The sequence below is a fragment of the Paraburkholderia sp. SOS3 genome (assembly GCF_001922345.1).
Taxonomy (GTDB): domain Bacteria; phylum Pseudomonadota; class Gammaproteobacteria; order Burkholderiales; family Burkholderiaceae; genus Paraburkholderia.
The window spans coordinates 4,347,448-4,367,939 of sequence record NZ_CP018811.1; the positions used below are offsets into that span (position 1 = coordinate 4,347,448).

General features: G+C 65.3%; 17 protein-coding genes. 5 read left to right on the forward strand and 12 right to left on the reverse strand.

The annotated features are described in order from the left end of the window. Positions 1 to 47: 47 nt before the first annotated feature. Complete coding sequence (locus BTO02_RS19425; RefSeq protein ID WP_075158390.1) at positions 48 to 1,190, reverse strand: ABC transporter ATP-binding protein; 1,143 nt, start codon at positions 1,188 to 1,190, stop codon at positions 48 to 50. Beyond that, on the reverse strand, positions 1,187 to 2,233 hold the full coding sequence (locus BTO02_RS19430; protein WP_075158391.1) for an ABC transporter ATP-binding protein: 1,047 nt from the start codon (positions 2,231 to 2,233) through the stop codon (positions 1,187 to 1,189). The genes BTO02_RS19425 and BTO02_RS19430 overlap by 4 nt, the downstream gene beginning before the upstream one ends. 137 nt (positions 2,234 to 2,370) lie before the next feature. Here BTO02_RS19430 and BTO02_RS19435 point away from each other — a divergent pair, with 137 nt between their 5' ends. Then, the gene (locus tag BTO02_RS19435; protein ID WP_075158392.1) at positions 2,371 to 3,234 is read left to right on the forward strand and encodes a LysR substrate-binding domain-containing protein; all 864 of its coding nucleotides are present in this window, start codon (positions 2,371 to 2,373) and stop codon (positions 3,232 to 3,234) included. Positions 3,235 to 3,257: 23 nt separating this feature from the next. Here BTO02_RS19435 and BTO02_RS19440 read toward each other — a convergent pair whose 3' ends face one another. Next, positions 3,258 to 4,745 carry an MDR family MFS transporter gene (locus BTO02_RS19440; RefSeq protein ID WP_075158393.1) on the reverse strand — a complete coding sequence of 496 codons (1,488 nt, stop codon included), beginning with the start codon at positions 4,743 to 4,745 and terminating at the stop codon, positions 3,258 to 3,260. Positions 4,746 to 4,993: 248 nt separating this feature from the next. Between BTO02_RS19440 and BTO02_RS19445 the strand changes: the two genes are divergently transcribed. Further along, a complete protein-coding gene (locus BTO02_RS19445; protein ID WP_075158394.1) occupies positions 4,994 to 5,326 on the forward strand; it encodes a hypothetical protein in 333 nt (110 codons plus the stop codon). 49 nt (positions 5,327 to 5,375) lie between these two features. Here BTO02_RS19445 and BTO02_RS19450 read toward each other — a convergent pair whose 3' ends face one another. The 3 genes from BTO02_RS19450 to BTO02_RS19465 all read right to left on the reverse strand — a co-directional run bounded on the left by BTO02_RS19450 (position 5,376) and on the right by BTO02_RS19465 (position 9,430). Further along, entirely contained in the window at positions 5,376 to 5,924 is a 549-nt protein-coding gene (locus BTO02_RS19450) for a GAF domain-containing protein (protein ID WP_075158395.1), read from the reverse strand. A gap of 66 nt (positions 5,925 to 5,990) precedes the next feature. Further along, positions 5,991 to 7,412 carry an MFS transporter gene (locus BTO02_RS19455; protein WP_075158396.1) on the reverse strand — a complete coding sequence of 474 codons (1,422 nt, stop codon included), beginning with the start codon at positions 7,410 to 7,412 and terminating at the stop codon, positions 5,991 to 5,993. Between the two features lie 212 nt (positions 7,413 to 7,624). Beyond that, on the reverse strand, positions 7,625 to 9,430 hold the full coding sequence (locus BTO02_RS19465; protein ID WP_075158398.1) for a gamma-glutamyltransferase family protein: 1,806 nt from the start codon (positions 9,428 to 9,430) through the stop codon (positions 7,625 to 7,627). A 208-nt stretch (positions 9,431 to 9,638) separates the two neighbouring features. Here BTO02_RS19465 and BTO02_RS19470 point away from each other — a divergent pair, with 208 nt between their 5' ends. Beyond that, on the forward strand, positions 9,639 to 10,409 hold the full coding sequence (locus BTO02_RS19470; protein WP_075158399.1) for a FadR/GntR family transcriptional regulator: 771 nt from the start codon (positions 9,639 to 9,641) through the stop codon (positions 10,407 to 10,409). A 36-nt stretch (positions 10,410 to 10,445) separates the two neighbouring features. Here BTO02_RS19470 and BTO02_RS19475 read toward each other — a convergent pair whose 3' ends face one another. From BTO02_RS19475 to BTO02_RS19490, 4 genes are all read right to left on the reverse strand, one after another. Then, a complete protein-coding gene (locus tag BTO02_RS19475) occupies positions 10,446 to 10,733 on the reverse strand; it encodes a hypothetical protein (protein ID WP_075158400.1) in 288 nt (95 codons plus the stop codon). A 140-nt stretch (positions 10,734 to 10,873) separates the two neighbouring features. Beyond that, positions 10,874 to 12,232 carry a class-II fumarase/aspartase family protein gene (locus BTO02_RS19480; RefSeq protein ID WP_075158401.1) on the reverse strand — a complete coding sequence of 453 codons (1,359 nt, stop codon included), beginning with the start codon at positions 12,230 to 12,232 and terminating at the stop codon, positions 10,874 to 10,876. Positions 12,233 to 12,371: 139 nt separating this feature from the next. Then, positions 12,372 to 13,538: an enolase C-terminal domain-like protein gene (locus BTO02_RS19485; protein ID WP_075158402.1), complete on the reverse strand. Its 1,167-nt coding sequence runs from the start codon at positions 13,536 to 13,538 to the stop codon at positions 12,372 to 12,374. A gap of 36 nt (positions 13,539 to 13,574) precedes the next feature. Further along, positions 13,575 to 14,921 carry a cation:dicarboxylate symporter family transporter gene (locus tag BTO02_RS19490; RefSeq protein WP_075159019.1) on the reverse strand — a complete coding sequence of 449 codons (1,347 nt, stop codon included), beginning with the start codon at positions 14,919 to 14,921 and terminating at the stop codon, positions 13,575 to 13,577. Positions 14,922 to 15,207: 286 nt separating this feature from the next. On the opposite strand from BTO02_RS19490, the gene BTO02_RS19495 reads away from it, so the two are divergent. Then, complete coding sequence (locus BTO02_RS19495) at positions 15,208 to 15,933, forward strand: GntR family transcriptional regulator (protein WP_075158403.1); 726 nt, start codon at positions 15,208 to 15,210, stop codon at positions 15,931 to 15,933. 60 nt (positions 15,934 to 15,993) lie between these two features. Here the strand turns inward: BTO02_RS19495 and BTO02_RS19500 are convergent, their stop codons facing one another. Continuing rightward, the gene (locus BTO02_RS19500; RefSeq protein ID WP_075158404.1) at positions 15,994 to 16,713 is read right to left on the reverse strand and encodes a FadR/GntR family transcriptional regulator; all 720 of its coding nucleotides are present in this window, start codon (positions 16,711 to 16,713) and stop codon (positions 15,994 to 15,996) included. A gap of 133 nt (positions 16,714 to 16,846) precedes the next feature. Between BTO02_RS19500 and BTO02_RS19505 the strand changes: the two genes are divergently transcribed. Beyond that, positions 16,847 to 18,382 (forward strand): UxaA family hydrolase, encoded by a 1,536-nt coding sequence (locus BTO02_RS19505; RefSeq protein WP_075159020.1) that lies wholly within the window; start codon positions 16,847 to 16,849, stop codon positions 18,380 to 18,382. 123 nt (positions 18,383 to 18,505) lie between these two features. Here the strand turns inward: BTO02_RS19505 and BTO02_RS19510 are convergent, their stop codons facing one another. Beyond that, positions 18,506 to 20,074, reverse strand: a complete 1,569-nt coding sequence (locus tag BTO02_RS19510; RefSeq protein ID WP_198039162.1) for a sensor domain-containing diguanylate cyclase — start codon at positions 20,072 to 20,074, stop codon at positions 18,506 to 18,508. Positions 20,075 to 20,492: the final 418 nt, after the last annotated feature.

Consider the following 20,492-nt stretch of genomic DNA (forward strand, 5'->3'; position numbering starts at 1 on the left):
CTTTCCTTTTTTTCCCGGTTCAATAAAGCGGTGTGATGCAGGTTGTTCTATGACGCGGCCTGCGCGGCTTGCGCCGCCTGCCGCTCGCGATAGATCGCAAGCCGTTCCGCGAGCTTCGTGCCGACAGGCGCGGCGAGAGGCGCCCCGCCGCCCGCGTTCTGTATCTCGCGCCAGAAATGGCACGCCACGCGCCGTCCGTCGGCGAGCGTTTCGGCCGGCGGCCGCTCCTGCGAACACAGCGGCTTCGCATGCGGGCAACGCGGATGGAAACGGCAACCGGGCGGCGGCGCGGTCGGGCTCGGCAGGTCGCCGGTCAAGGCGACGCGCGCGCGGCGCTCGTGCGGGCTGCTGACCGGAATCGCACCGAGCAGCGCCTGCGTGTACGGATGCAGCGGCGTGTCGAACAACGCATCGACGTGCGCAAGTTCGACGATTTCGCCGAGATACATGACGGCGACGCGGTCGCTCATATGGCGGATCACCGCGAGATCGTGCGCGACCATGATCAGCGTGAGGCCGAGATCCTGCTTGAGCGTTTCGAGCAGATTGATCACCTGCGCCTGCACGGACACGTCGAGCGCCGACACGGGCTCGTCGCCGACGATCAGCTTCGGTTCGCCGGCCAGCGCGCGCGCAATGCCGATGCGCTGCCGCTGGCCGCCCGAAAACTCGTGCGGATAGCGGTCCGCGTAGGCCGGCTGCAACCCGACCGTGCGCAGCAACTGCGCGACGCGCTCGCGGCGCTCGGCGCCATTGCGCGCAAGCCCATGCAACGCGACCGGCTCGCCGACGATCTGCCCGACCGTCATGCCCGGGTTCAGCGACGCGAACGGATCCTGAAAGATCAGCTGCATTTCGCGCCGCAGCCGCCGCATCGGCGCGCCGTGCAGATGCGTGATGTCTTGACCCCGGTACAGCACGCGGCCCTGCGTCGATTCGATCAGCCGCAGCAGCAGGCGGCCGAGCGTCGACTTGCCGCACCCCGATTCGCCGACGATCGCAAAGGTCTCGCCCGCGCCGACCGAAAACGACACATCGTTGACCGCATGGACGACGGGCGTGCGCGTGAACAGATGGCGCTCGCCGCCGAAGTGTTTCGTCAATGCGCGCGCTTCGATGATCGGCGCGTGCGCTGCGGGCGCCGCGGCATCGGAAGCCGCGACGAGGGTCTGGATAGCGGTCGCCGTCATGCGAGCTCCTTGCGCATCGACGCGCCTTGACGTTGCCCGCCCGCGGCAGGAGCGGTCTGCTCGACCGGCGCGAGCCAGCACGCCACCCGATGCACGCCCGTAACGAACTGGTCGGGCGGCGCCGCATCGACACAGCGCTGCTCGGCGAACGGGCAGCGCGGCGCAAAACGGCAGCCGTTCGGCATCTGTTCCGGCGACGGCACCGAACCGCGAATCGTCGCGAGCGAACCTTCGCGCTTGCCCGTCGACGGAATCGCGCCCATCAGGCCGATCGTGTAAGGATGCTGCGGATCGTCGAACAGATCGGCGACCGTGCCGTATTCGACGATACGACCCGCGTACATCACCGCGACATGGTCCGCGACTTCCGCGACGACGCCGAGGTCATGCGTGATCAGCACCATCGCGGTACCGGTTTCGGCCTGCAGATTGCGGATCAGCGACAGAACCTGCGCCTGAATCGTCACGTCGAGCGCGGTGGTCGGCTCATCGGCGATCAACAGACGCGGCCGGTTCGCGAGCGCCATCGCGATCATCACGCGCTGGCGCATGCCGCCCGACAACTGATGCGGATACGCATCGAGGCGCGTTTCCGGCGCGGGAATACGCACGAGCCGCAGCATCTCGAGCGCCGCTTCGCGCGCTTCGGCGCGGCTCAAACCGCGATGCCGCCGGATGCTTTCGCCGATCTGCTCGCCGACCGTAAACGCCGGATTCAGCGACGTCATCGGCTCCTGAAAGATCATCGAGAGCCGGTTGCCGCGAATATCGGCCAGCTCGCGCTCGGAGAGCGTAAAGAGGTCCCGGCCGTCGAAGCGCGCGGTGCCGGCCACGCGTTGCGCGGGCGGGCTCGGCAGCAACCCCATCAGCGCGAGCGACGTCACGCTTTTGCCGCAGCCCGATTCGCCGACGATGCACAGCGTTTCCCCGGTGCCGACCGCAAACGACACGTTGTCGACGAGATTCGGCATCGCGGCCGAGCGCGAAAACTTCAACGAAAAGCCGCTGACCTCGAGTACCGGTCGGCGCTCGCCATCGCTCATGCTGTGATACTCCCCACGGGCTGGTCGTCCTCGGAGACGCTTTCAAGCGTCAATTGAAGCGAAGATTATGAGTGCGGCATCCGACAGAAAATATTAATATTTCTTGCCGACACTTAAATTTTTCTTGACGATCGAGCATGCCCACGCTGCGGATGTTGAAAACCTTTCGGGCCGTCGCGCGAACCGGATCGTTCGCTGCCGCCTCGGAAAAAGTCGCGTTGACGCAGGCCGCCGTCAGCCTGCAGATGCGTGGGCTCGAGCAGGCGCTCGGGCGGCAACTGTTCGCGCGCAGCGGGCGGCACATCGTGCTGACGCGCGATGGGCAGCAAATCTGGCCGAAGGTCGAGCAGATTCTCGATCTGCTCGACGAGCTCGACGCGGACCCGGCCGATTCGATGATCGGGCCGCTGACGATCGGCGCGGTGGTGTCGGTGATCGGCGCGCTGTCGCTCGTCGTCGCGCGCCTGAAAACCGCGCATCCGCAGCTCGATGTGCGGCTGCTGTCGGCGCGCTCCGACGAACTCGCGGCGCTCGTCGAAGCGGGCGACGTCGATATCGCGGCCGTGGTGGCACGCGCCGATGCGACGCTGCCCGACACGCTGAAGTGGACCACCCTGTATAGCGAGCCGCTCGTACTGGTCACGAGCAGCCAGATAGCCGACACCGACCCGCAGCGCATTCTGCGCAGTCACGGCTTTCTGCGCTTCGACCGGCGCGTGCGCACCGGGCGTGTCGTCGAGCAGGCGCTGCGCGAGGCGGGGCTTGCCGTCAACGAATATCTCGAACTCAATTCGATCGAGACCATCGTCGCGCTCGTGCGGGAGAACGTCGGCGTCGCGGTGCTGCCGCTGCTGCATCGCGGCAACTGGCGCAACGATCCCTCGCTGCGCGTGCTGTCCATTTCCAATCCGCCGATGCTGCGCACGGTCGGGATGATTCAGCGAGCGTCGTATGACCGGCCGGGCATTACGCAGGCGATCATCGATACGCTGCATGGGTAAAGCACGGCGCTCCGATCAACCTTTCAATGCGCGACCGGCGTCGTCACCTCCCGCTTGTGGCGAATCACCACCGAGGGCACGAGCATCGCAAGCAGGAACAGCGCAATCGAGACGCCGAGCACGCCCGCAAACGTCAGATGCAACGACTGCTGCAAGGCGACCCGCACGCCTGTATCGGCGGCGGCGCCGAGCTTCTGCGCCGATGCATCGAGTGCGGCGCGCAGCTGTTCGGGCGTCACCGCGCCGATCTGCTTCGCGTGCGCCAGCCCGAAGTTGAACACGGCGCCAAAGACCGTCGCGCCGAGCGTGCTGCCCAGATTGCGCGAGAACAGATTCGACGCCGTCGCGCTGCCGCGCTGGTTGGCCTCGACGAGCTCCTGGATCAGCACGAGCGCCGCCGTGGCCGACAAGCCCATGCCGAAGCCCATCACGAGCGAGCCGAACGCTGCCGTGAGCGGCGCGCTATCGACGCCCATCAGCGCGAACACCACGCCGCCCGCCGGAATGAACACGCTGCCGACCACCAGAATCGAGCGCAGGTTGTAACGGCGAAACAGCCGCGCCGAAATCGTCGCGCCGACCGGCCAGCCGACCATCATCACCGTCAGCGCCATGCCGGCCACCACCGGCGAGCGCTGCAGCACGCCTTGCACGTAGATCGGCAGGAACGTTGTGACGCCCATCAGCACCATGCCCGAGAGCAGCGTGGACGCATTGGTCGCGGCGATCGGCCGGCGACTCCACAAGGCAAACGAAATCATCGGCTCGGCGGCGCGCCGCTCCTGGATCACGAACAGCACGGAAGCAATCGCGCACACCGCGCACGCATAGAGCGCATGCCGACCTGCAGACGCGCCTGCATCGGTGAGCGCGATCATCAGCGCCGCCACCGCGACCGTGAACAGCGCCGCACCGGCAATATCGATCGACGGCCGCCGATGCCCGGGCTTTTCGTGCAGGAACGCGATAAAGCCCGCCGTCGCCGCAAGCCCGATCGGCACGTTCATCCAGAAGATCCACGCCCACGACAGCGCGTGGATGATGAAGCCGCCGACCACGGGTCCGACCACGGCCGAGACCGCCCAGACGCTCGCCAGATAACCCTGCACCTTGCCGCGCTCGTGGGCCGGATAGAGGTCGCCGACGATCGTCATCGCAACCGGCTGGATCGCCCCTGCGCCAATGCCCTGGATCAGCCGGAACGCGATCATGGCCGGCATCGACCACGCGAAGCCCGCGAGCAGCGAGCCCGCGAGGAAGATCGCGATGCCGACGAGCATCACGGGCTTGCGCCCGAACAGATCGGCGAGCTTGCCGAACACGACGGTCATTGCCGTCTGCGCGAGCAGAAACGACGAAAACACCCAGCTATAGAGATCGAGTCCGCCTAACTGCGTCGCGATTTGCGGCATGGCGGTGGAGACGATCGTCATTTCGATCGCGATCATGGCCGTCGAGGCCATGACCGATGCAATGACGAGCGCACGTCCGGAATTGCGCGATTCGGCCATTTGACGTGTAGGGATTTGACTGCGGGGGGCGGCAATGCGAAGCGCCTTCGCTTCGCGGCGGAAGACGCAATTCTGCCAGCCGGCAACGAATCGTGCTGGCGATGACCGCGCACGGGCAGCCCGCCATGCGGGTTCATACCACCCTCATTTGCAAAACGTTAAAGAAACCTTTAAAAGAGTCGTAAACGAAATGGAAGCTCGGCGAGGTTCGAGCAGTCGATTTGCCGACATCAAAAAAAGGAGCAGCAATGAGAATTGCAGGCCGGCAGGTTTATGAAACGCAGCGCATCGCGGCAGATGTGCAGAAGAAGCGCGACCCGCAGCGAGACCCGACCAAAGGCGGCGCGGAGGACGGCACCGTCACGACGCAGGACGGCACGAAGCAGTCGCTGTTCGACGTGCTCTGGCCCGACTCGCAGTCCGGGCAGACCTCGAACCAGACGTCCGGATACGAAACGCCGCATGTGCCGCACCATTCGGGCGCCACGAGCGGGCACAAGCCGCAGCAGCCCGCGTCGCCGGACACGTCGGCCGACGGCACGGACAAGCCGTCCGGTTCGCAGGTCGATATCTACGTTTGAAATTCGAGTCGGCAACGCGGCGGCACCGGCCGTCGCGTGAGCTTTTCCGTCACGCGCAGCCGGCTCTGGCCGGCTGCGCCGTTTTCGGTTTCGCGCAGCACTGATAGAGCGCGAGCGGCGCGGCAAGAAACGACGCGATCACGAGCCCCGCTTCCTCGTGCGCCTGCGTGTACCAGCCTTCGACGTGCGTCAGGTTCATCGTTCCGATACACCGCCCGTCATACGCAACCGGAATATTCAGGATCGAGCCGAGCCCCATGCCGGTGATCACCGCATGGTCGTCGAATGCGGCGCGAATGCCGGCCGCATCGGTCGCGCGAAATGGCAGCAGGTTTTGCAGCGTGTGCTCGGCCCACGCGCTGCCGCGCTTCTTCTTGCGGCCCCCCAGCGGATACACGGTCGGCATATTCGTGTACAGCCGCTCGACCTCGTAACGCCCTGCATCGAACGACATGATCGTGAAAAGCCTGCAGCCGAGCGTTTCGCACGCAACCGCGTAGATCTCGCGAAACATCGCGTCGGGCTGGCGCGCGGTGCGCATTGCGCGCGCGAGCCGCGCAACGTCATCCAGATCGAGCGGGCGGGAGTCAGGTTGCATATCGATGGTCCGATGGTTCCGATGATGGGTTTCGCTGGCTCCGCTGATTGCGCCGGCGCTGCCCGGTCAGCCGTGAATGCGCCGCGAGCCGCGCAATTCATCGAGGTCCGGCTTCGCGGCCAGTTCATGCTTTTCGATGTCTTCGAGCGAGCGGTTGCGCGTTTCGATGCCGAGAAAGAACACGATCGCCGCGCCGACCACGAGCACCGCCGTCGTCATGCCGAACACGCCGGCAAAGCCGAACGCCGGATAGACGAAGCCGACCAGAATCGGCGCGCTGACCGAACCGATGCGCCCGAACGACGACGACGTGCCGACGCCCGTCGTGCGCACTGCCGTCGGAAAGATTTCGGGCGTGTACGCATAGACGCCCGCGAACGCGCCGTTCATGAAGAACGACAGACACATGCCCGCGGCCATGATCTCGAACTCCGCCTGCGACAGCGCGAGGCAGACGGCGGCGAGCGCGCCGAGCAACATATACGACGACACCACCGCCTTCCGCCCGATCCGCTCGTTCAGAAACGCGGCCGAGAAATAGCCGGGAATCTGCGACGCGTAGATCGCAATCGAATAGCCGAAGCTTTGCGTAATCGTGAAGCCCTGCTTCACGAGCAGGCTCGGAATCCACGCGAAAAACGAGTAGTACGCGAATGCGACGGAGAACCACATCGCCCAGCTGATCGCGGTCACGCCCGCGAGCCGCGTCGACCAGAGCGCGGCAATATTGCGCCAGGCGCCGCCGCGCACGCTGCGCCGCGGCGACGGCGGCCCATCGAGCACGACCTGGCGCACCGGTGCGAGCGTCATGCCGCGCTTGATGAACCGGTCTTCGACGCCCGTCACGATTTCGTCGGCTTCGCGCAGGCGCCCGCGGCTTTCGAGCCAGCGCGGCGACTCGGGCAGCGAGCGCCGCCACCACAGCAGCATCACGACCGGCACCGCGGTCAGCATCGCGACATAGCGCCAGCCGTCGGCGAAATTGCGGACGATCGAAAAGCCGAGCACCGACGACGTCAGATAGCCGAACGACATGAAGCCCACAAGCGCGCCGCAAAACACGCCGCGATAGCGGCGCGGCACGAATTCGGCGAGAAACGGCGCGATCACGACCGCCTCGGCGCCCGAGCCGAAGCCCGCGATCATCCGCAGCACGAAGAACGCGTGCCAGTCGCCGACAAGACCGCTGGCGAACGACGCGACGCAATAGATCGACAGCGCGCTCATCATGATGCGGCGCCGTCCGATCACGTCCGCGGTCACACCGCAGACGAACGCGCCGAAGAAATAGCCGATATACGTGCTGCTCGCGACAAGCCCGGTCTGCGCGCTGCTCAAATGCCAGAGCTTGCTGACGATCGGCAGCAGAAATGCCAGCGACGACGAGTCGAGGCCGTCGAACAGATAGCCGAGCCCGCCGATCATCAACAGCTTTCGATGAAAGCCCGATAACGGCAAGCGTTCGAGTCGAGCCGCAACGGTAGACATGAACTTCCCCCTGAAAACGCAACGCTTGAGTCACATGACGCGCGCGAGGCGTTCGATCCTCGCATCCCGGCGTGACCCGCGAACGTCACGACGGAACATGACGACGCACGCAACATCGGCGCGCCATCGTGCAAAACCCGGCGCAAAGATTCGCGCAAAAACCGGCGCAAAAACCGGCGCACCCGCTTCCGATAAAACCCGCGCCCGCATGCTCAGCGCCCAATCGCATATGCCTGCATCTGCCGCGGCGTCGCCGCGCCGCGCATCAGGCCATCGCGCAGGCTCACGGCGCACACGCGCCCCAGCGCCCACGGGTCCGCAACGGTGAGGTCGTGCCCGCGCGCTTGCAGTTCGGCGAGCGTGCGCGCCGGAAAACGCGCTTCGGCGGACATCTTGCCGAGCTGCATCGCGCGCGGATAAAACGATCCCGGAAAATGCGCAGTCTGAAACGACGGCGCATCGATCGCGGCCTGCAGGTCCATGCCCGCATGCACATGCCGCAAGAACAGTTGCAGCGACCACTGGTCCTGCTGATCGCCGCCCGGCGAACCGAACGCCGCATACGGCGCGCCGTCGCGCGTGACGAGCGTCGGCGATAACGTCGTGCGCGGCCGGCGGCCCGGGCCGAGCGACGACGGCAGGCCCGCTTCCATCCAGAACATCTGCGCGCGCGTCGTCACGTTGAAGCCGAGACCCGGTACCGCGGGCGACGCCTGCAGCCAGCCGCCCGACGGCGTTGCCGACACCATGTTGCCCCAGCGGTCCACGACATCGAGGTGCACCGTATCGCCGCGCAATTCCGGCAGCGGCGCGAACGTCGGCTCGCCCTGGCCGAAGCCGCCCGGCTGTTGACGCCCCGCATTCGCGATGATCTTTTGCGCGCGCAGCAGGCTGTCGCCACGAACATTGCCGTGTGAGTCAGCGAGTTCGCCGGGGCGGAATTCGAGCGAGGCGCGCGTGGGATCGACGAGTTTGCGGCGCGCATCGTTATAGCGGTCCGACAGCAGCGTATCGAGCGGTACATCGGCGTGCAAAGGATCACCATAAAACACTTCACGATCTGCGAACGCGAGCTTTGCGCATTCGATGACCGTATGCACGAAGTCGGGCCCAAGCGGGTCGAGGCTCGCGAGATCGAAACCCTTCAACAGCGCGAGCTGCTGCAGAAACACCGGCCCTTGACCCCAGGGGCCGGTCTTGTGCACCGTGAAGCCCGCATAGTCGTACGACACCGGATCTTCGTACGACGGCGTCCAGCGCGCGAGGTCCTCACCGGTCAACAGGCCGCGATTGCGCTGGCCGGACGTATCGAGCACGGCGGTCGTGCGGAAGTAACGATCGATGGCGTCCGCGACGAAGCCCGCATAGAACGCATGCCGCGCGCGTTCGCATTGCGCGGCGCGGTCGCCGCTGCCCGCTTCTTCGAGAATGCGCCGATAGGTGGCGGCGATCGACGGATTGCTGAACAACTGGTTCGGCCGCGGCGCTTCGCCATTGCGCAACCACTGCTGCGCCGACGTCGTCCATTCGCCCGCGAAGAAATCCCGAATCGCGAGAATCGACGCTGCCATGCGCGGCAGCACCGGATAGCCGTGCTGCGCGTAACCGATCGCATAGCCGAGCACATCGGAGAGCGGCAACTCGCCGTAATCGCGCAGCAGCGTCATCCATGCGCCGAACGCACCGGGCACGACCGCCGGCAGCAAGCCGGTGCCGGGCACCACTTCGAGGCCCATGCCACGCATCCGCTCGATCGTCATCGTGACCGGGCTCACGCCCTGGCCGCACAGCACGCGGACGCGCTTTTCGCGCGCGCTGTAGAACACCACGGGCAACTCGCCGCCGGGCCCATTCAGATGCGGCTCCACGATCTGCAGCACGAAACCCGCCGCCGCGGCCGCATCGAATGCGTTGCCGCCCCTTTCGAGCACTGCCATCGCGGATGCAGTGGCCAGCCAATGCGTGGACGCGGCCATGCCGAAGGTGCCGATCAGCTCGGGACGGGTGGTGAATGCCATTGAATCAATCTCGCGATGAGCGCGCTTTGCATGGGCCGCAATCCGAACCAATCGAGATTGGTTCATCCAGCAATTCATTCCTCGCAAGCACTTGAATTTTGCTCTTATCTAATGATTTACAGCCAATATATGCTAGTCAAGAAAAACATTGAAAACGCTTCCATTAATGCTAACATCGAACCAATCAAAAAATGGTTCGGGGCAAACCATGACTGAAATTTCGGTGCTGGATCGCATCGCGAGCTATATCGCGCAGCACGACCTGCGCGACGGCGACTTGCTCCCGGCGGAACGCAAGCTCGCCGAAGATCTATCGGTCAGCCGGCGCGAATTGCGCAACGCGCTCGCATCGCTCGAAGCGGCGGGGCGCATCTGGCGCGGCGTCGGCCGCGGCACGTATCTCGGCGCGCGTCCGCTCAGGTTTGCGCAGACATTGAACGGTCTCTCCGTCGGCACGAGCCCGTCGGACGTCGCGGAAATGCGGCTCATGATCGAGCCTGCACTCGTTGCGCTTGCGACGATGAAGGCAAGCCCCGCCGATCTCGCGGAACTCGAAAAAGTCGCAAGGAAAAACGCATCGACGAAGGACGATTACGAATGGCAACAGTGGGACCACCGCTTCCATCTGCTGCTTGCACAGGCAACGCGCAACCCCGCGATCATCGCGCTGCTCGAAGCGATCAACGGCGTGCGTGTAAAACCGGCGCTGCGCGAAAAAACCGCCGACCAGGAAACGCGCAAACATTTCGCGGAACAACATCAGGCCATCGTGGCCGCGATGATCGCGCGCGACAGCGAACTCGCCGAACAGCGAATGCGCGATCATCTGTCGAGCGTGGAGGTGAGGGTCACGGCGCGCGAGAAGAACCGGGGCGCTGCTGCCGCGCCCGAATCCGCCGCAGCCACGCCCGCCGAAGCCAGACGGGCCGCGCCCTCGCCGCGCGGCCGGTCCGCTTCATCCCGGCGCAGCACCGGCTAATGTCGCCGGGTACCGCCGATACCGCCGGATACCGCGTTAGTGCCAGCCGCGATCGTGATGTTCGCGCCACTCATGCTCGCGCCATTCACGACGGCGCCATTCGCGCTCGCGCCACTCGCGGCGCTCGCGCCAGTCGGGACCGTATCCGCCATAGCCGACCACGACCGGCGCCGGTGCGACGACTACCGGCGGCGGCGGCGCTTCATAGACAGGCGCCACGGGAATGCCGAGTCCGACCGCCACATCGACGTGCGCCGACGCCGCCGTCGACACGCCCAATGCCGCAAAACCGAGAACCATCGCGCCAAGCACTTTCTTGTTCATTTTGTGACTCCTTGCACGTTGAGTGCATGACTGTGAACCCGGTTCGCAGTGTAGAAGCCGATGTTCGACACAGGTGCTACATCGCTCGCACATTCGTAACAGGAAGTTAGCGATCCGTTAGTGAAGCGTTCGCGACCGGTTCAGTGCGAGCCTCCCTGTGCATGCGCAACATGACGTGCCATCAACGACGCGGCGCCGAGATATTTCGACGGATCGGTCAACGTGCGCAGTTGCGCATCGTCGAAGCGTTCGCGAATCGATGCGTTGTTCGCCAACACGTCGTACAGCGTGCGGCTCTCTTCGATCGCGACGCGGCACGCGTCATACACCACGTCGTGCGCATGCTGACGGCCGAGCGCAGGCGCGAGCCCCATCATCACCGCTTCGGCGACGATCAGACCGCCTGTCAGATCGAGGTTTTTGCGCATCCTCGCCGCGTCGACATGCAGGCCGCGCAGCATGAAGTTCGCCTGATGCAGCGCGCTCGATACGAGCAAGAAGCTTTCCGGCACCGCACTCCATTCGAGATGCCACGGGCCGGTCGCGCGTTCGAAGTCGTGCATCATGCCGTCGAGCATCAGCGCGGCGCGCTCGCGCAACATCTTCGCGGCGGCGAACATCAGTTCGCTCGAAATCGGATTGCGCTTCTGCGGCATCGTCGAGCTTGCGCCGCGGCCCGGCACGAACGGCTCCGCGACTTCGCCGAATTCCGAGGCGGCCATCATCATGACGTCCACGCTGATCTTGCCGAGCGAGCCGCCGATGCTCGCGAGCAACGACACGAGTTCGCAGAGGCCGTCGCGCGCGACATGCCATGTGATCTCCGGGTTACGCAGGCCGAGTTCCTGCGCGAACAGACGCCGCGTTTCGAGCGCGCGCACCGGGTCGCCGAGCGACGCGAGCGTGCCGGCCGCGCCGCCGAACTGCGCCATCAGCACGCGCGCCTTCGCCTGCTGCAGACGCTCCGCATGCCGATGCAGCGACGACAGCCACACGGCCGCGCGGAACCCGAACGTGACCGGCAGCGCATGCTGCAGATGCGTGCGGCCGGCCGTGACCGTGTCGGCATATTGGGCAGCGAGGCCGCGCAGCGCGTCGCGCACTTCGTCGAGTTGCCGTTCGACGATCGCGACACCGCGCATGCATTGCAGCATCGTCGCGGTGTCCATGATGTCCTGTGTCGTCGCGCCCCAATGCACATAGCGGCCCGCTTCGCCGCACATCTCGCTCAGCTGTTTGACGAGCGGCAGGATCGGATAGCCGACGATCTCCGTTTCGTGCCGCAACTGCTCGAGATCGAGCTTCGCGAAGTCGGCGCGTGCGGTGATTTCGCGCGCGGCCTGCCCGGGAATCAGACCGGCCTTCGCCTGGGCGCGCGCGAGCGCGGTCTCGGCGTCGACGCAGCGCGCGAGATAGGCGGTGTCGGAAAACACGTCGCGCATCTCGGGCGTGCCGAACATGTCGCGAAATAGCGCAGAGTCGAAAACAGTGGTTGCCATTGTCGTCAGGTTCCTTGAATCCTTAATGCTTCATTGCCTCGGCTTCAATGCCTCGGCTTCGTTGCGTCGGCTTCATTGCGTCGGCTTCATCAGGCCGCATCGGGTTACATCGGGTTGCATCACGCCGCCTCACGCCGAATCAGGCAGCGAGATGCGCGAGCCACGGGCGCAGCCCCTCTTTTTCTTCGAGTCCGAATCCCGCCGCTTGCGTCGGACGCACGAGCCCGCCGCCGACGCCGCAGCCGGCCGCATAGCCGCCGAACGGCTGGAACACGCCCGGATACGCTTCGCAGCCGCCAAGTTCGAGGCCCACCGCGATATGCAGGTTGATCAGATGTCCGCCATGCGGATAGGCCTGCGCGCGATCGAAGCCATGGCTTTCGATCAGCTCGATCATGCGGGCGTATTCAGTGAGCCCGTAGGCGAGGCCCGCGTCCATCTGGAACACGTCGAGGCCCGCGCGCATGCCGCCGAAGCGCGTCAGATTCTTCACGTCGGGCAGCGAGAACAGGTTCTCGCCCGTCGCGATACGACCCGTGTAGGCCTCGGCGACCTGCCGGTTCAGATCGAAGTCGAGCGGGTCGCCGATCTCCTCGTACCAGCGCAGGTCGTAAGGTGCGATCGCGTTGGCGTAGGCTAGCGCCGTGTCGAGATCGAAGCGGCCGTTCGCATCGACGGCGAGCCGTTGACCGGCGCCCGCCACGCCCAGCGCCGCTTCGATGCGCGCGAGATCCTGCTCGAGGCTCGCGCCGCCGATCTTCATCTTGAACGCGTCGAAGCCCTGCTCGCGATACGCGTTGAATTCGTCGGCAAGGCGCTGCGTGCTGTCTTGCGCGTAGTAATAGCCACCGGCCGCATACACGTCGACGCCTTCGGTCTTGCCGCGCCGCCCGTAACGGCGCGCGATCGTCACATGCGCGGGTTCGTCGAAGAGCTTCGCGTTCAGGTCCCAGACGGCGAGTTCGAGCGCGCCTGCAGCCGCCGCGCGGTCGCCGTGGCCGCCCGGCTTCTCGTTGCGCAGGATCGTGTGCAGCACTTTCTGCGGGTCGAAGCATGCGCCGCTCGCGTCGAGCAGGTTTTCCGGCGGCGCAGCAAGCAGCCGGGGAATCATCCGGTCGCGCAGAATGCCGCCTTGCGCGAAGCGCCCGATCGAATCGAATGCATAGCCGATGACCGGCCTGCCGTTGCGAATCACATCGGTATGCAGCGCGACGAGCGACACGTCGTGCTCCGCAAAACTGACGAGCGCATTCGCGACATTGCCTTCGAGCGGGACCGAGATTTCCCTGACCGCAGTGATACGCATAACCCTTCCTTGAACGAACGAACCAGAATCCGATGATCAGATGACCTTGCCGGGCCGCGCGCCGAATACGCGCTGGTACTCGTCGCGTGCGGCAATCGGATCGAACTCGCCCGACGACTTCGCAATCACGAGCGTCGCGACGCTATTGCCTATCGAGTTGCAGATCGCGACCGCCTGGGACGTGAAGCGGTTGATGCCGAACAGAATCGGCAGTGCCTCGATCGGCAGCATGCCCGACGCGGTGACGGTCGCCGCGAACACGATGAACGTGCCGCCGGAAACCGTTGCCGCGCCCTTCGACGTAACGAGCATCAGCAAAAGCAGCCCGAGCTGCTGATGCAGGCTCAGCGGCACGCCATACGCGTTCGCGACGAACATCACGCACAGCGACATATAAACGGCCGTGCCGTCGAGGTTGAACGCATAGCCGGTCGGCAGCACGAGTCCGGTGGACTGCCGCGAGCAGCCAAGCCGCTCGAGCTTTTCGAACAGACGCGGCAAGGCGCTTTCCGACGACGCGGTGGCGAACAGCAGAAAGATTTCGTCCTTGAAGTAGCGCAGAAAACGGAACACGTTGAAGCCGTAGAGCCGCAACACGATGCCAAGCACCACGACCACGAAGAACGCCAGCGACAGATACATCACGACCAGCAGATAGCCGAGCGAGATCACCGCATTCATGCCGCTGCTGCCGATCGCGAATGCGATCGAGCCGAATGCGCCGAGCGGCGCGAACTTCATGATCACGTCGACGAACTTGAAGAACACCTCGGACATGCGCGTCAATGCATGTTCGACGCTGCCGCGCGTGTCGTGCCTGAGCATCAGCAGGGCGGCGCCGAAGCCGATCGAAATCACGAGCACCTGCAGCAGCGAGCCGTTCGCGAATGCGCCGACGAAGTTGTCGGGAAAGAGCGTCAGCATGAAATGCTCGAGCGACACCGGCGCGGCTTTGCCGTACTGCGCGTGAGCGGCCGCCGCGTCGGCGGCGTTCTGCGTCAGATGCATGCCGGCGCCGACGCCGGACAGATTCGCCACGACCATGCTGAACGCGAGCGCGATGGTCGAGACGATCTCGAAGTAGATCAGCGCGCGCAATCCGATGCGGCCGACGTTTTTCAGGTCGCCCGCCGCGGCAATGCCGAGCACGACGTTCAGGAACACGAGCGGCGCGACGATCATCTTGATCAGGCGCAGAAAGATGTCGCCGAGAATCTTCATATCGACCGCGAGCTTCGGCGCGATAAAGCCGAGCGCAATGCCGGCGACGATGCCTACGACGATCTGCACGCCGAGCCGCGCATAGACCGGCTGCTTCCTGCGCGATGTCGCGCTTTCTGCTTCGGGGCTGCGCGCATTCGCGGTGTCCGTATGAAATGCCATGTCGTCTCCGTTTGCCATGCCGTTCGTGGCGCGCTGGACCGTTCGACGGACGCATTGCTGCGCATCACGTCCAAATAAGTCCGTACATTTTGAATAAGTCCGGACTATATTTCCAGCATGTGGGATGGGTCAACCTCGGGTTTACCTGTATGCTTCGCGGTCAAGAAACGCCGCGCGCGCATGACTTGGCAGCGCGCCGCACGCGGGCTAGCATTAGCGCGCCCCGCGGCCGCGCGCCGCCGTGCACGCGCTGCGAACCCGGCTTCAACCGATAAGGACCGTTGTCATGAAACCCCGATATGCCGAACTGGCGGAGCAACTGATTGAGGCGATCGGCAACGGCACGTTCGAAGTCGGCGCGGCGCTGCCGAGCGAACTCGATCTTTCCGCGCAATTCGGCGTGAGCCGCGCGACCGTGCGCTCCGCGCTCGAAAGGGTTCAGGAGCTCGGACTCATCTCGCGGCGCAAGCGCGCGGGCATTCGCGTCGAAGCAAGCAAGCCGCGCGTGGCGTACGAGCAGTCGTTGTCGAGCGTCGAGGATCTGACCCAGTTCGCGGTGGTCACCGAGCGGCACGTGCAGGCCATCGGCGAAGTGTCGGCGAGCCCGACGCTCGCCGCTCAGCTAGGCGTCGAAACCGGCTCGCGGTGGCTGCGCGTCGAGTTGCTGCGCGTCGATCCCGCGAAGCCCGACGAGCCGATCTGCTGGACCGACGTCTATCTCGAGCCGGCGGTCGGCGCCGGCATCCGGCGCGAGCTGCGCAAGAGTTCGGGGTTGATCTGCGCAATGGTCGAAGAACGCTTCGGGCGCAGCGTGCGCGAAGTGCGCCAGGAGATTCGCGCGGTCGGCGTGCCCGCGCGGCTTGCGAAGGCGCTTGCGGTCGAAGCGGACGGTCATGCGCTTGAAATCACGCGGCACTACGTCGACCAGCATGGCGCCGTGTTCGAGGTCACGGTCAGCGTGTTTCCGGCAAACCGGTTCACCTACGCGCTGCAGTTGCGTCGGCAAGGCTGACCAAGGCTGATCGAAGGCCGCCGCACACGGTTCGTGCTGCGCCGCATTTACGCAGCGCGCCTATGCGGCGGCATTGAACTGCTCGCCGACAAACGCAAGATGCTGCGCCATCGCCTGCGCGGCGCCGTCGGGCGCATGCTCGCAGATCGCCTGATAGATGCTTTCATGCTGCGCAAGCCGCGCCATCGAGCGCTCTTTCGCGTGCGGCAGATCGAGCATCGCCGCGTACGTATTGCGCGTGATGTGATCGCGCAACTGGTCGACGACCGTCGTATAGAAACGCGTCAGCATGAAGTTGTGCGCCATCGCCGCCAGCGTCAGATGAAAATTCGCGTCGCCGCGCGCCTCGGCTTCGACGTCGCCGGCCGAGACCGCGCGCGTCATGTCGTGCAGCACCGTGGCAAGACGCTGGCGTTCGTCGGCGCTTGCGCGCTCCGCCGCGAAGCGCGCAACACAGCATTCGAAAATTGCGCGGAATTCGAGCGTCTCGCGGCGCTGCGGCGAGCCTTCGCCGCTGCGCTGCAGCCATAGCGAATCGGGCATGGCCTGCGGGGCGGCGCTGACGAACACGCCGGCGCCGCGCCGCGTTTCGAGCGTGCCGCGCGCGACGAGCCTTGCGACGGCTTCGCGTACGGTCGAGCGCGAGGTGCCGAACGATTCGGCCATTGCGCGCTCGGACGGCAGCCGCGCGCCCGGCCTCAGTTCCGGGTCGAGCAACCGGCTTTCAATTTGCCTGATGACATGACCCAGCGCGCTGTTTCGCTCGCTGTGCTGTCCCATCTGATGTCTCCTCGGGCGATGTGGTCCGACCAATTTGCGGCCGCAGGAACGGCTTCGCATACTGCATGCACCCCACATGATGCACGACGCGGCGAACGCGTGCACGAACGAATCCATATCTGGAGATATCAACATGGCCGATGTCATTGCCGCTTCTGCGGTCATCAAACTGCACGCCGACGACGATGTCGCGATCGCGCGGCAGGCGATTCCGAGCGGTACGACCCTCGACGAACTGGACGGGCTCACCGTGCTCGCCGACATTCCCGAGGCACACAAGGTAGCGATCCGCGCGGTCGCGCAGGGCAGCCCCGTGCGCCGCTACGGCCAGATCATCGGCTTCGCGACGCAGCCGATCGCGCCCGGCGAACACGTGCATGTGCACAACGTCGCGATGGGCGATTTCGAACGCGACTACGCGTTCAGCAGCGAAGTGAAGCCCGTGCAAAGCGCGGCCGAACCGCTGACTTTCATGGGCATCAAGCGCGCCGACGGCCGCGTGGCGACGCGCAACTATATCGGCATCGTCAGCACGGTGAACTGCTCGGCGAGCGTGACGAAAATGGCCGCGCAGCATTTCTCGCAGCCCGGGGCGCTCGACGCGTACCCGAACGTCGACGGCATCGTGCCGCTGTCGCACAGCTTCGGCTGCTGCATCGACCACAACGGCGAAGGCATCCAGCAGTTGCGCCGCACGATCGGCGGCTATGCGCGCCATGCGAATTTCGCGGGCATCGTCGTGGTCGGTCTCGGCTGCGAAGCGAATCAGATGGGCGCGCTGTTCGTCGCCGAAGGCGTGGCGCCGGGCCCGATGGTCGTGCCGTTCGTCATGCAGGAACTCGGCGGCACGCAGAAAACCGTCGAGGCCGTGATTGCCGCGATCGACAAGATGCTGCCCGTTGCGAACGACGTGAAGCGCGAGCCTGCGCCTGTCTCGCACCTGTGCGTCGCGCTGCAATGCGGCGGCTCGGACGGTCACTCGGGCATCACCGCCAACCCGGCGCTCGGCGCGGCCGTCGACCTGCTCGTCAAGCACGGCGGCACCGCGATTCTGACCGAAACGCCGGAAATCTACGGCGCCGAGCACCTGCTGACGCGCCGTGCGGTCTCGCGTGAAGTCGGCGAAAAAGTGGTCGAGCGGATCCGCTGGTGGGAAGGCTATGCGGAGCGCGAAAAGGGCAGCATCGACAACAACCCGACGCCCGGCAACAAGGCCGGCGGCCTGACGACGATTCTCGAGAAGTCGCTCGGCGCCGTCGCGAAGAGCGGTTCGACGCCGCTCGTCGATGTCTATAAGTACGCGGAGCCGATCGACAAGCACGGTCTCGTCTTTATGGATGCGCCCGGCTACGACCCGATGGGGGCGACGGGCCAGATCGCGAGCGGCGCGAACCTCGTGGTGTTCACGACGGGCCGCGGTTCGTGCTTCGGCGCGAAGCCCGCGCCGTCGATCAAGGTCGCGACGAACTCGAAGATGTACCACCGCATGCGCGACGACATGGACATCAACTGCGGCGAGATCATGGACGGCACCGCGACCGTCGAGCAGAAGGGCGAGGAAATCTTCCGCGCGATCGTGCGCGTCGCATCGGGCGAGCAGTCGAAGAGCGAAGCGCTCGGGATCGGCAACGAAGAGTTTGTGCCCTGGATGATCGGCGCGCAGATGTGATTGCACGCAGTACCTCGTTGAACGCTGCGTTCAACCGGACGCGTCAGGTGATGCATCGCGTAACGTAGTCGCGCAAAGCGGCGGCCCTGGGGCCGCCGCTTTGCTTTTGTCTTGCCGCTGCCGCTATGAAGCCGGCCAGCGCGGCGCGCTGACGGCGCCGTCCTTTCGCGTGCCGTCCGGCACTGAGAAGCGGAATGTGCCCTTGCCCGCTTCCTTTGCGTCGTATAGCGCGACGTCCGCTCGCTTGAGCAGCTGTTCGATCGATTCGCCGTGCGCAGCGAACGCGATGCCGATACTCGTGCCGATGCTGATCGCCTCGCCCGTCGACAGCATGTACGGCTTGGCGATCTCGCGGATGATGCGAGGCGCGAGCGCTTCGCTCGCCGCGCACGTGCTGTTTTCGACGACGACCGCGAATTCGTCGCCGCCCAGACGCGCGACGAATTCGCCGGTCCACAACAACTCCTTCAGGCGGCCGGCGACCGTCGTCAGCACTTCGTCGCCGGCATGATGGCCGAGCCGGTCGTTGACCTGCTTGAAGCCGTCCAGATCGAGATACATGAGCGCGACTTCGGGCTCGCGGCCGCCCATCGGCCTCGCGAGAATCCGTTCGAGCCGCTCGTACAGATCGCGCCGGTTCGGCAGGCCGGTCAGCGGATCGTGCCGCGCGAGATGCAGGATTTTCGCTTCGGACTGGCGGCGCTCCGTGACGTCTTCGATGATGATCACCGCGCTGCCGTCGGGCACCGGATTGCGCGTCATCTCGAGCTGGCGCCCGTCGCCGAGTTCGAGATCGAGCGGCCGGCGCTCGCCCGAGAGCCACGCGGTGCAGCGTTCCACCAGTTGCTGGCGCAAGGTTTCGCCGAACTTCGCGACGCCCACATACCCGATGAATTCGGGCAACGGCACATTGAGGCGCAGCATCTCGACGGTTGCGCCGAAAAGCTCCGCCGCACGCCGGTTCGCGACGATCACGCGGCCGTTGCCGTCGATCGTGCACAGCCCGTGCGGCATATGCGTGAGCGCCGCATCGAAGCGGGCCGCGAGTTCGGCGTGCCGCTGCTCGGCGGTCATCAGCGCGACGAGGCCTTCGTAGTGGCGTCGCACGACCGACACCATCGCGACGAGATAGGCAAACAGCGGCGGCACGAGGATCCACGACGCGCTGCGCGGCGCGAGCAGCGCGCCGACGCCGATCGGAATCGTGCCGCAGAAGATCTGCATGATCGCGAGACGCGGCAACGCCGCGTTGCGCGACGCGATGCCGCCGAGAATGCCGGCCGTCACCATGATCGCGAGCGACGCGAGCTGCATGTCGCCCGAGATGATCGATGCCATCGTGCCGAGACCGAAGGTCAGACACGCGAGCAGCGATACCGGCGCATAGCGCGCGGCCGACCGTTCCGGATGAAGCGCACGCGCGCGGTTGCGCGCGACATAGCGGTGCGCGATGAGCATGCGCGCGGCGAGAAGCACGATCTCGGCCGCGAGCCACAGCGGCGCCCACGCATGATGCACGCGAAAGCACGCCACCACGGCGACGAACGCGCTCGAGAGTCCCGACATCAGAAGCGGGCGTGTGTTCTCGAATAGCGTAGACAGCAGCGACGCGCGTATCGACGCGGTTACCTGACCGTTGCCCGATGCCGGTGTATCGAGAAGAAAATTGAACATAGACGGCCTGGCTGGCATGAAGTAACCGCGCTGTCCCTGCATCCACTGCCTGCGGTGGGTCGAACGTCCGATCGATGCGGTTAAAGCGCGACGCCGATCTTTTCGTTTACGGCGCGACGAACGACTTACTTGATGGCTGCGCACAGCATGAACGGGTCGAAGCAGCAGACCCGCAACGCATGCGCGTCCTCGCGATTCGTCAGGGGATTGTATCGGGAACTGTCGCGATGGGAGCCGGAATCGGGCAAACCGTCGCCATGCGATGCGCGCGTGTTGCATGCATGCCCGGAAAACGATTGCGCAAACGAATGCGCGGTGCACGTCTCGCGCAGCGACGCACGCAACGACGATTCAACGATCCACACAGATGCGGCGTCAGGCTCACTTGAACGCGACTGCCGCGCCACCTATCGTGTAGAGGGCGTGTGAAGGGCAT

What these genes read in the sequence shown, in the direction of transcription:
- BTO02_RS19425 (WP_075158390.1), bottom strand. Translation starts at nt 1,190, where the DNA reads ATGACGGCGACCGCTATCCAGACCCTCGTCGCGGCTTCCGATGCCGCG.
- BTO02_RS19430 (WP_075158391.1), bottom strand. Translation starts at nt 2,233, where the DNA reads ATGAGCGATGGCGAGCGCCGACCGGTACTCGAGGTCAGCGGCTTTTCG.
- BTO02_RS19435 (WP_075158392.1), top strand. Translation starts at nt 2,371, where the DNA reads ATGCCCACGCTGCGGATGTTGAAAACCTTTCGGGCCGTCGCGCGAACC.
- BTO02_RS19440 (WP_075158393.1), bottom strand. Translation starts at nt 4,745, where the DNA reads ATGGCCGAATCGCGCAATTCCGGACGTGCGCTCGTCATTGCATCGGTC.
- BTO02_RS19445 (WP_075158394.1), top strand. Translation starts at nt 4,994, where the DNA reads ATGAGAATTGCAGGCCGGCAGGTTTATGAAACGCAGCGCATCGCGGCA.
- BTO02_RS19450 (WP_075158395.1), bottom strand. Translation starts at nt 5,924, where the DNA reads ATGCAACCTGACTCCCGCCCGCTCGATCTGGATGACGTTGCGCGGCTC.
- BTO02_RS19455 (WP_075158396.1), bottom strand. Translation starts at nt 7,412, where the DNA reads ATGTCTACCGTTGCGGCTCGACTCGAACGCTTGCCGTTATCGGGCTTT.
- BTO02_RS19465 (WP_075158398.1), bottom strand. Translation starts at nt 9,430, where the DNA reads ATGGCATTCACCACCCGTCCCGAGCTGATCGGCACCTTCGGCATGGCC.
- BTO02_RS19470 (WP_075158399.1), top strand. Translation starts at nt 9,639, where the DNA reads ATGACTGAAATTTCGGTGCTGGATCGCATCGCGAGCTATATCGCGCAG.
- BTO02_RS19475 (WP_075158400.1), bottom strand. Translation starts at nt 10,733, where the DNA reads ATGAACAAGAAAGTGCTTGGCGCGATGGTTCTCGGTTTTGCGGCATTG.
- BTO02_RS19480 (WP_075158401.1), bottom strand. Translation starts at nt 12,232, where the DNA reads ATGGCAACCACTGTTTTCGACTCTGCGCTATTTCGCGACATGTTCGGC.
- BTO02_RS19485 (WP_075158402.1), bottom strand. Translation starts at nt 13,538, where the DNA reads ATGCGTATCACTGCGGTCAGGGAAATCTCGGTCCCGCTCGAAGGCAAT.
- BTO02_RS19490 (WP_075159019.1), bottom strand. Translation starts at nt 14,921, where the DNA reads ATGGCATTTCATACGGACACCGCGAATGCGCGCAGCCCCGAAGCAGAA.
- BTO02_RS19495 (WP_075158403.1), top strand. Translation starts at nt 15,208, where the DNA reads ATGAAACCCCGATATGCCGAACTGGCGGAGCAACTGATTGAGGCGATC.
- BTO02_RS19500 (WP_075158404.1), bottom strand. Translation starts at nt 16,713, where the DNA reads ATGGGACAGCACAGCGAGCGAAACAGCGCGCTGGGTCATGTCATCAGG.
- BTO02_RS19505 (WP_075159020.1), top strand. Translation starts at nt 16,847, where the DNA reads ATGGCCGATGTCATTGCCGCTTCTGCGGTCATCAAACTGCACGCCGAC.
- BTO02_RS19510 (WP_198039162.1), bottom strand. Translation starts at nt 20,074, where the DNA reads ATGCCAGCCAGGCCGTCTATGTTCAATTTTCTTCTCGATACACCGGCA.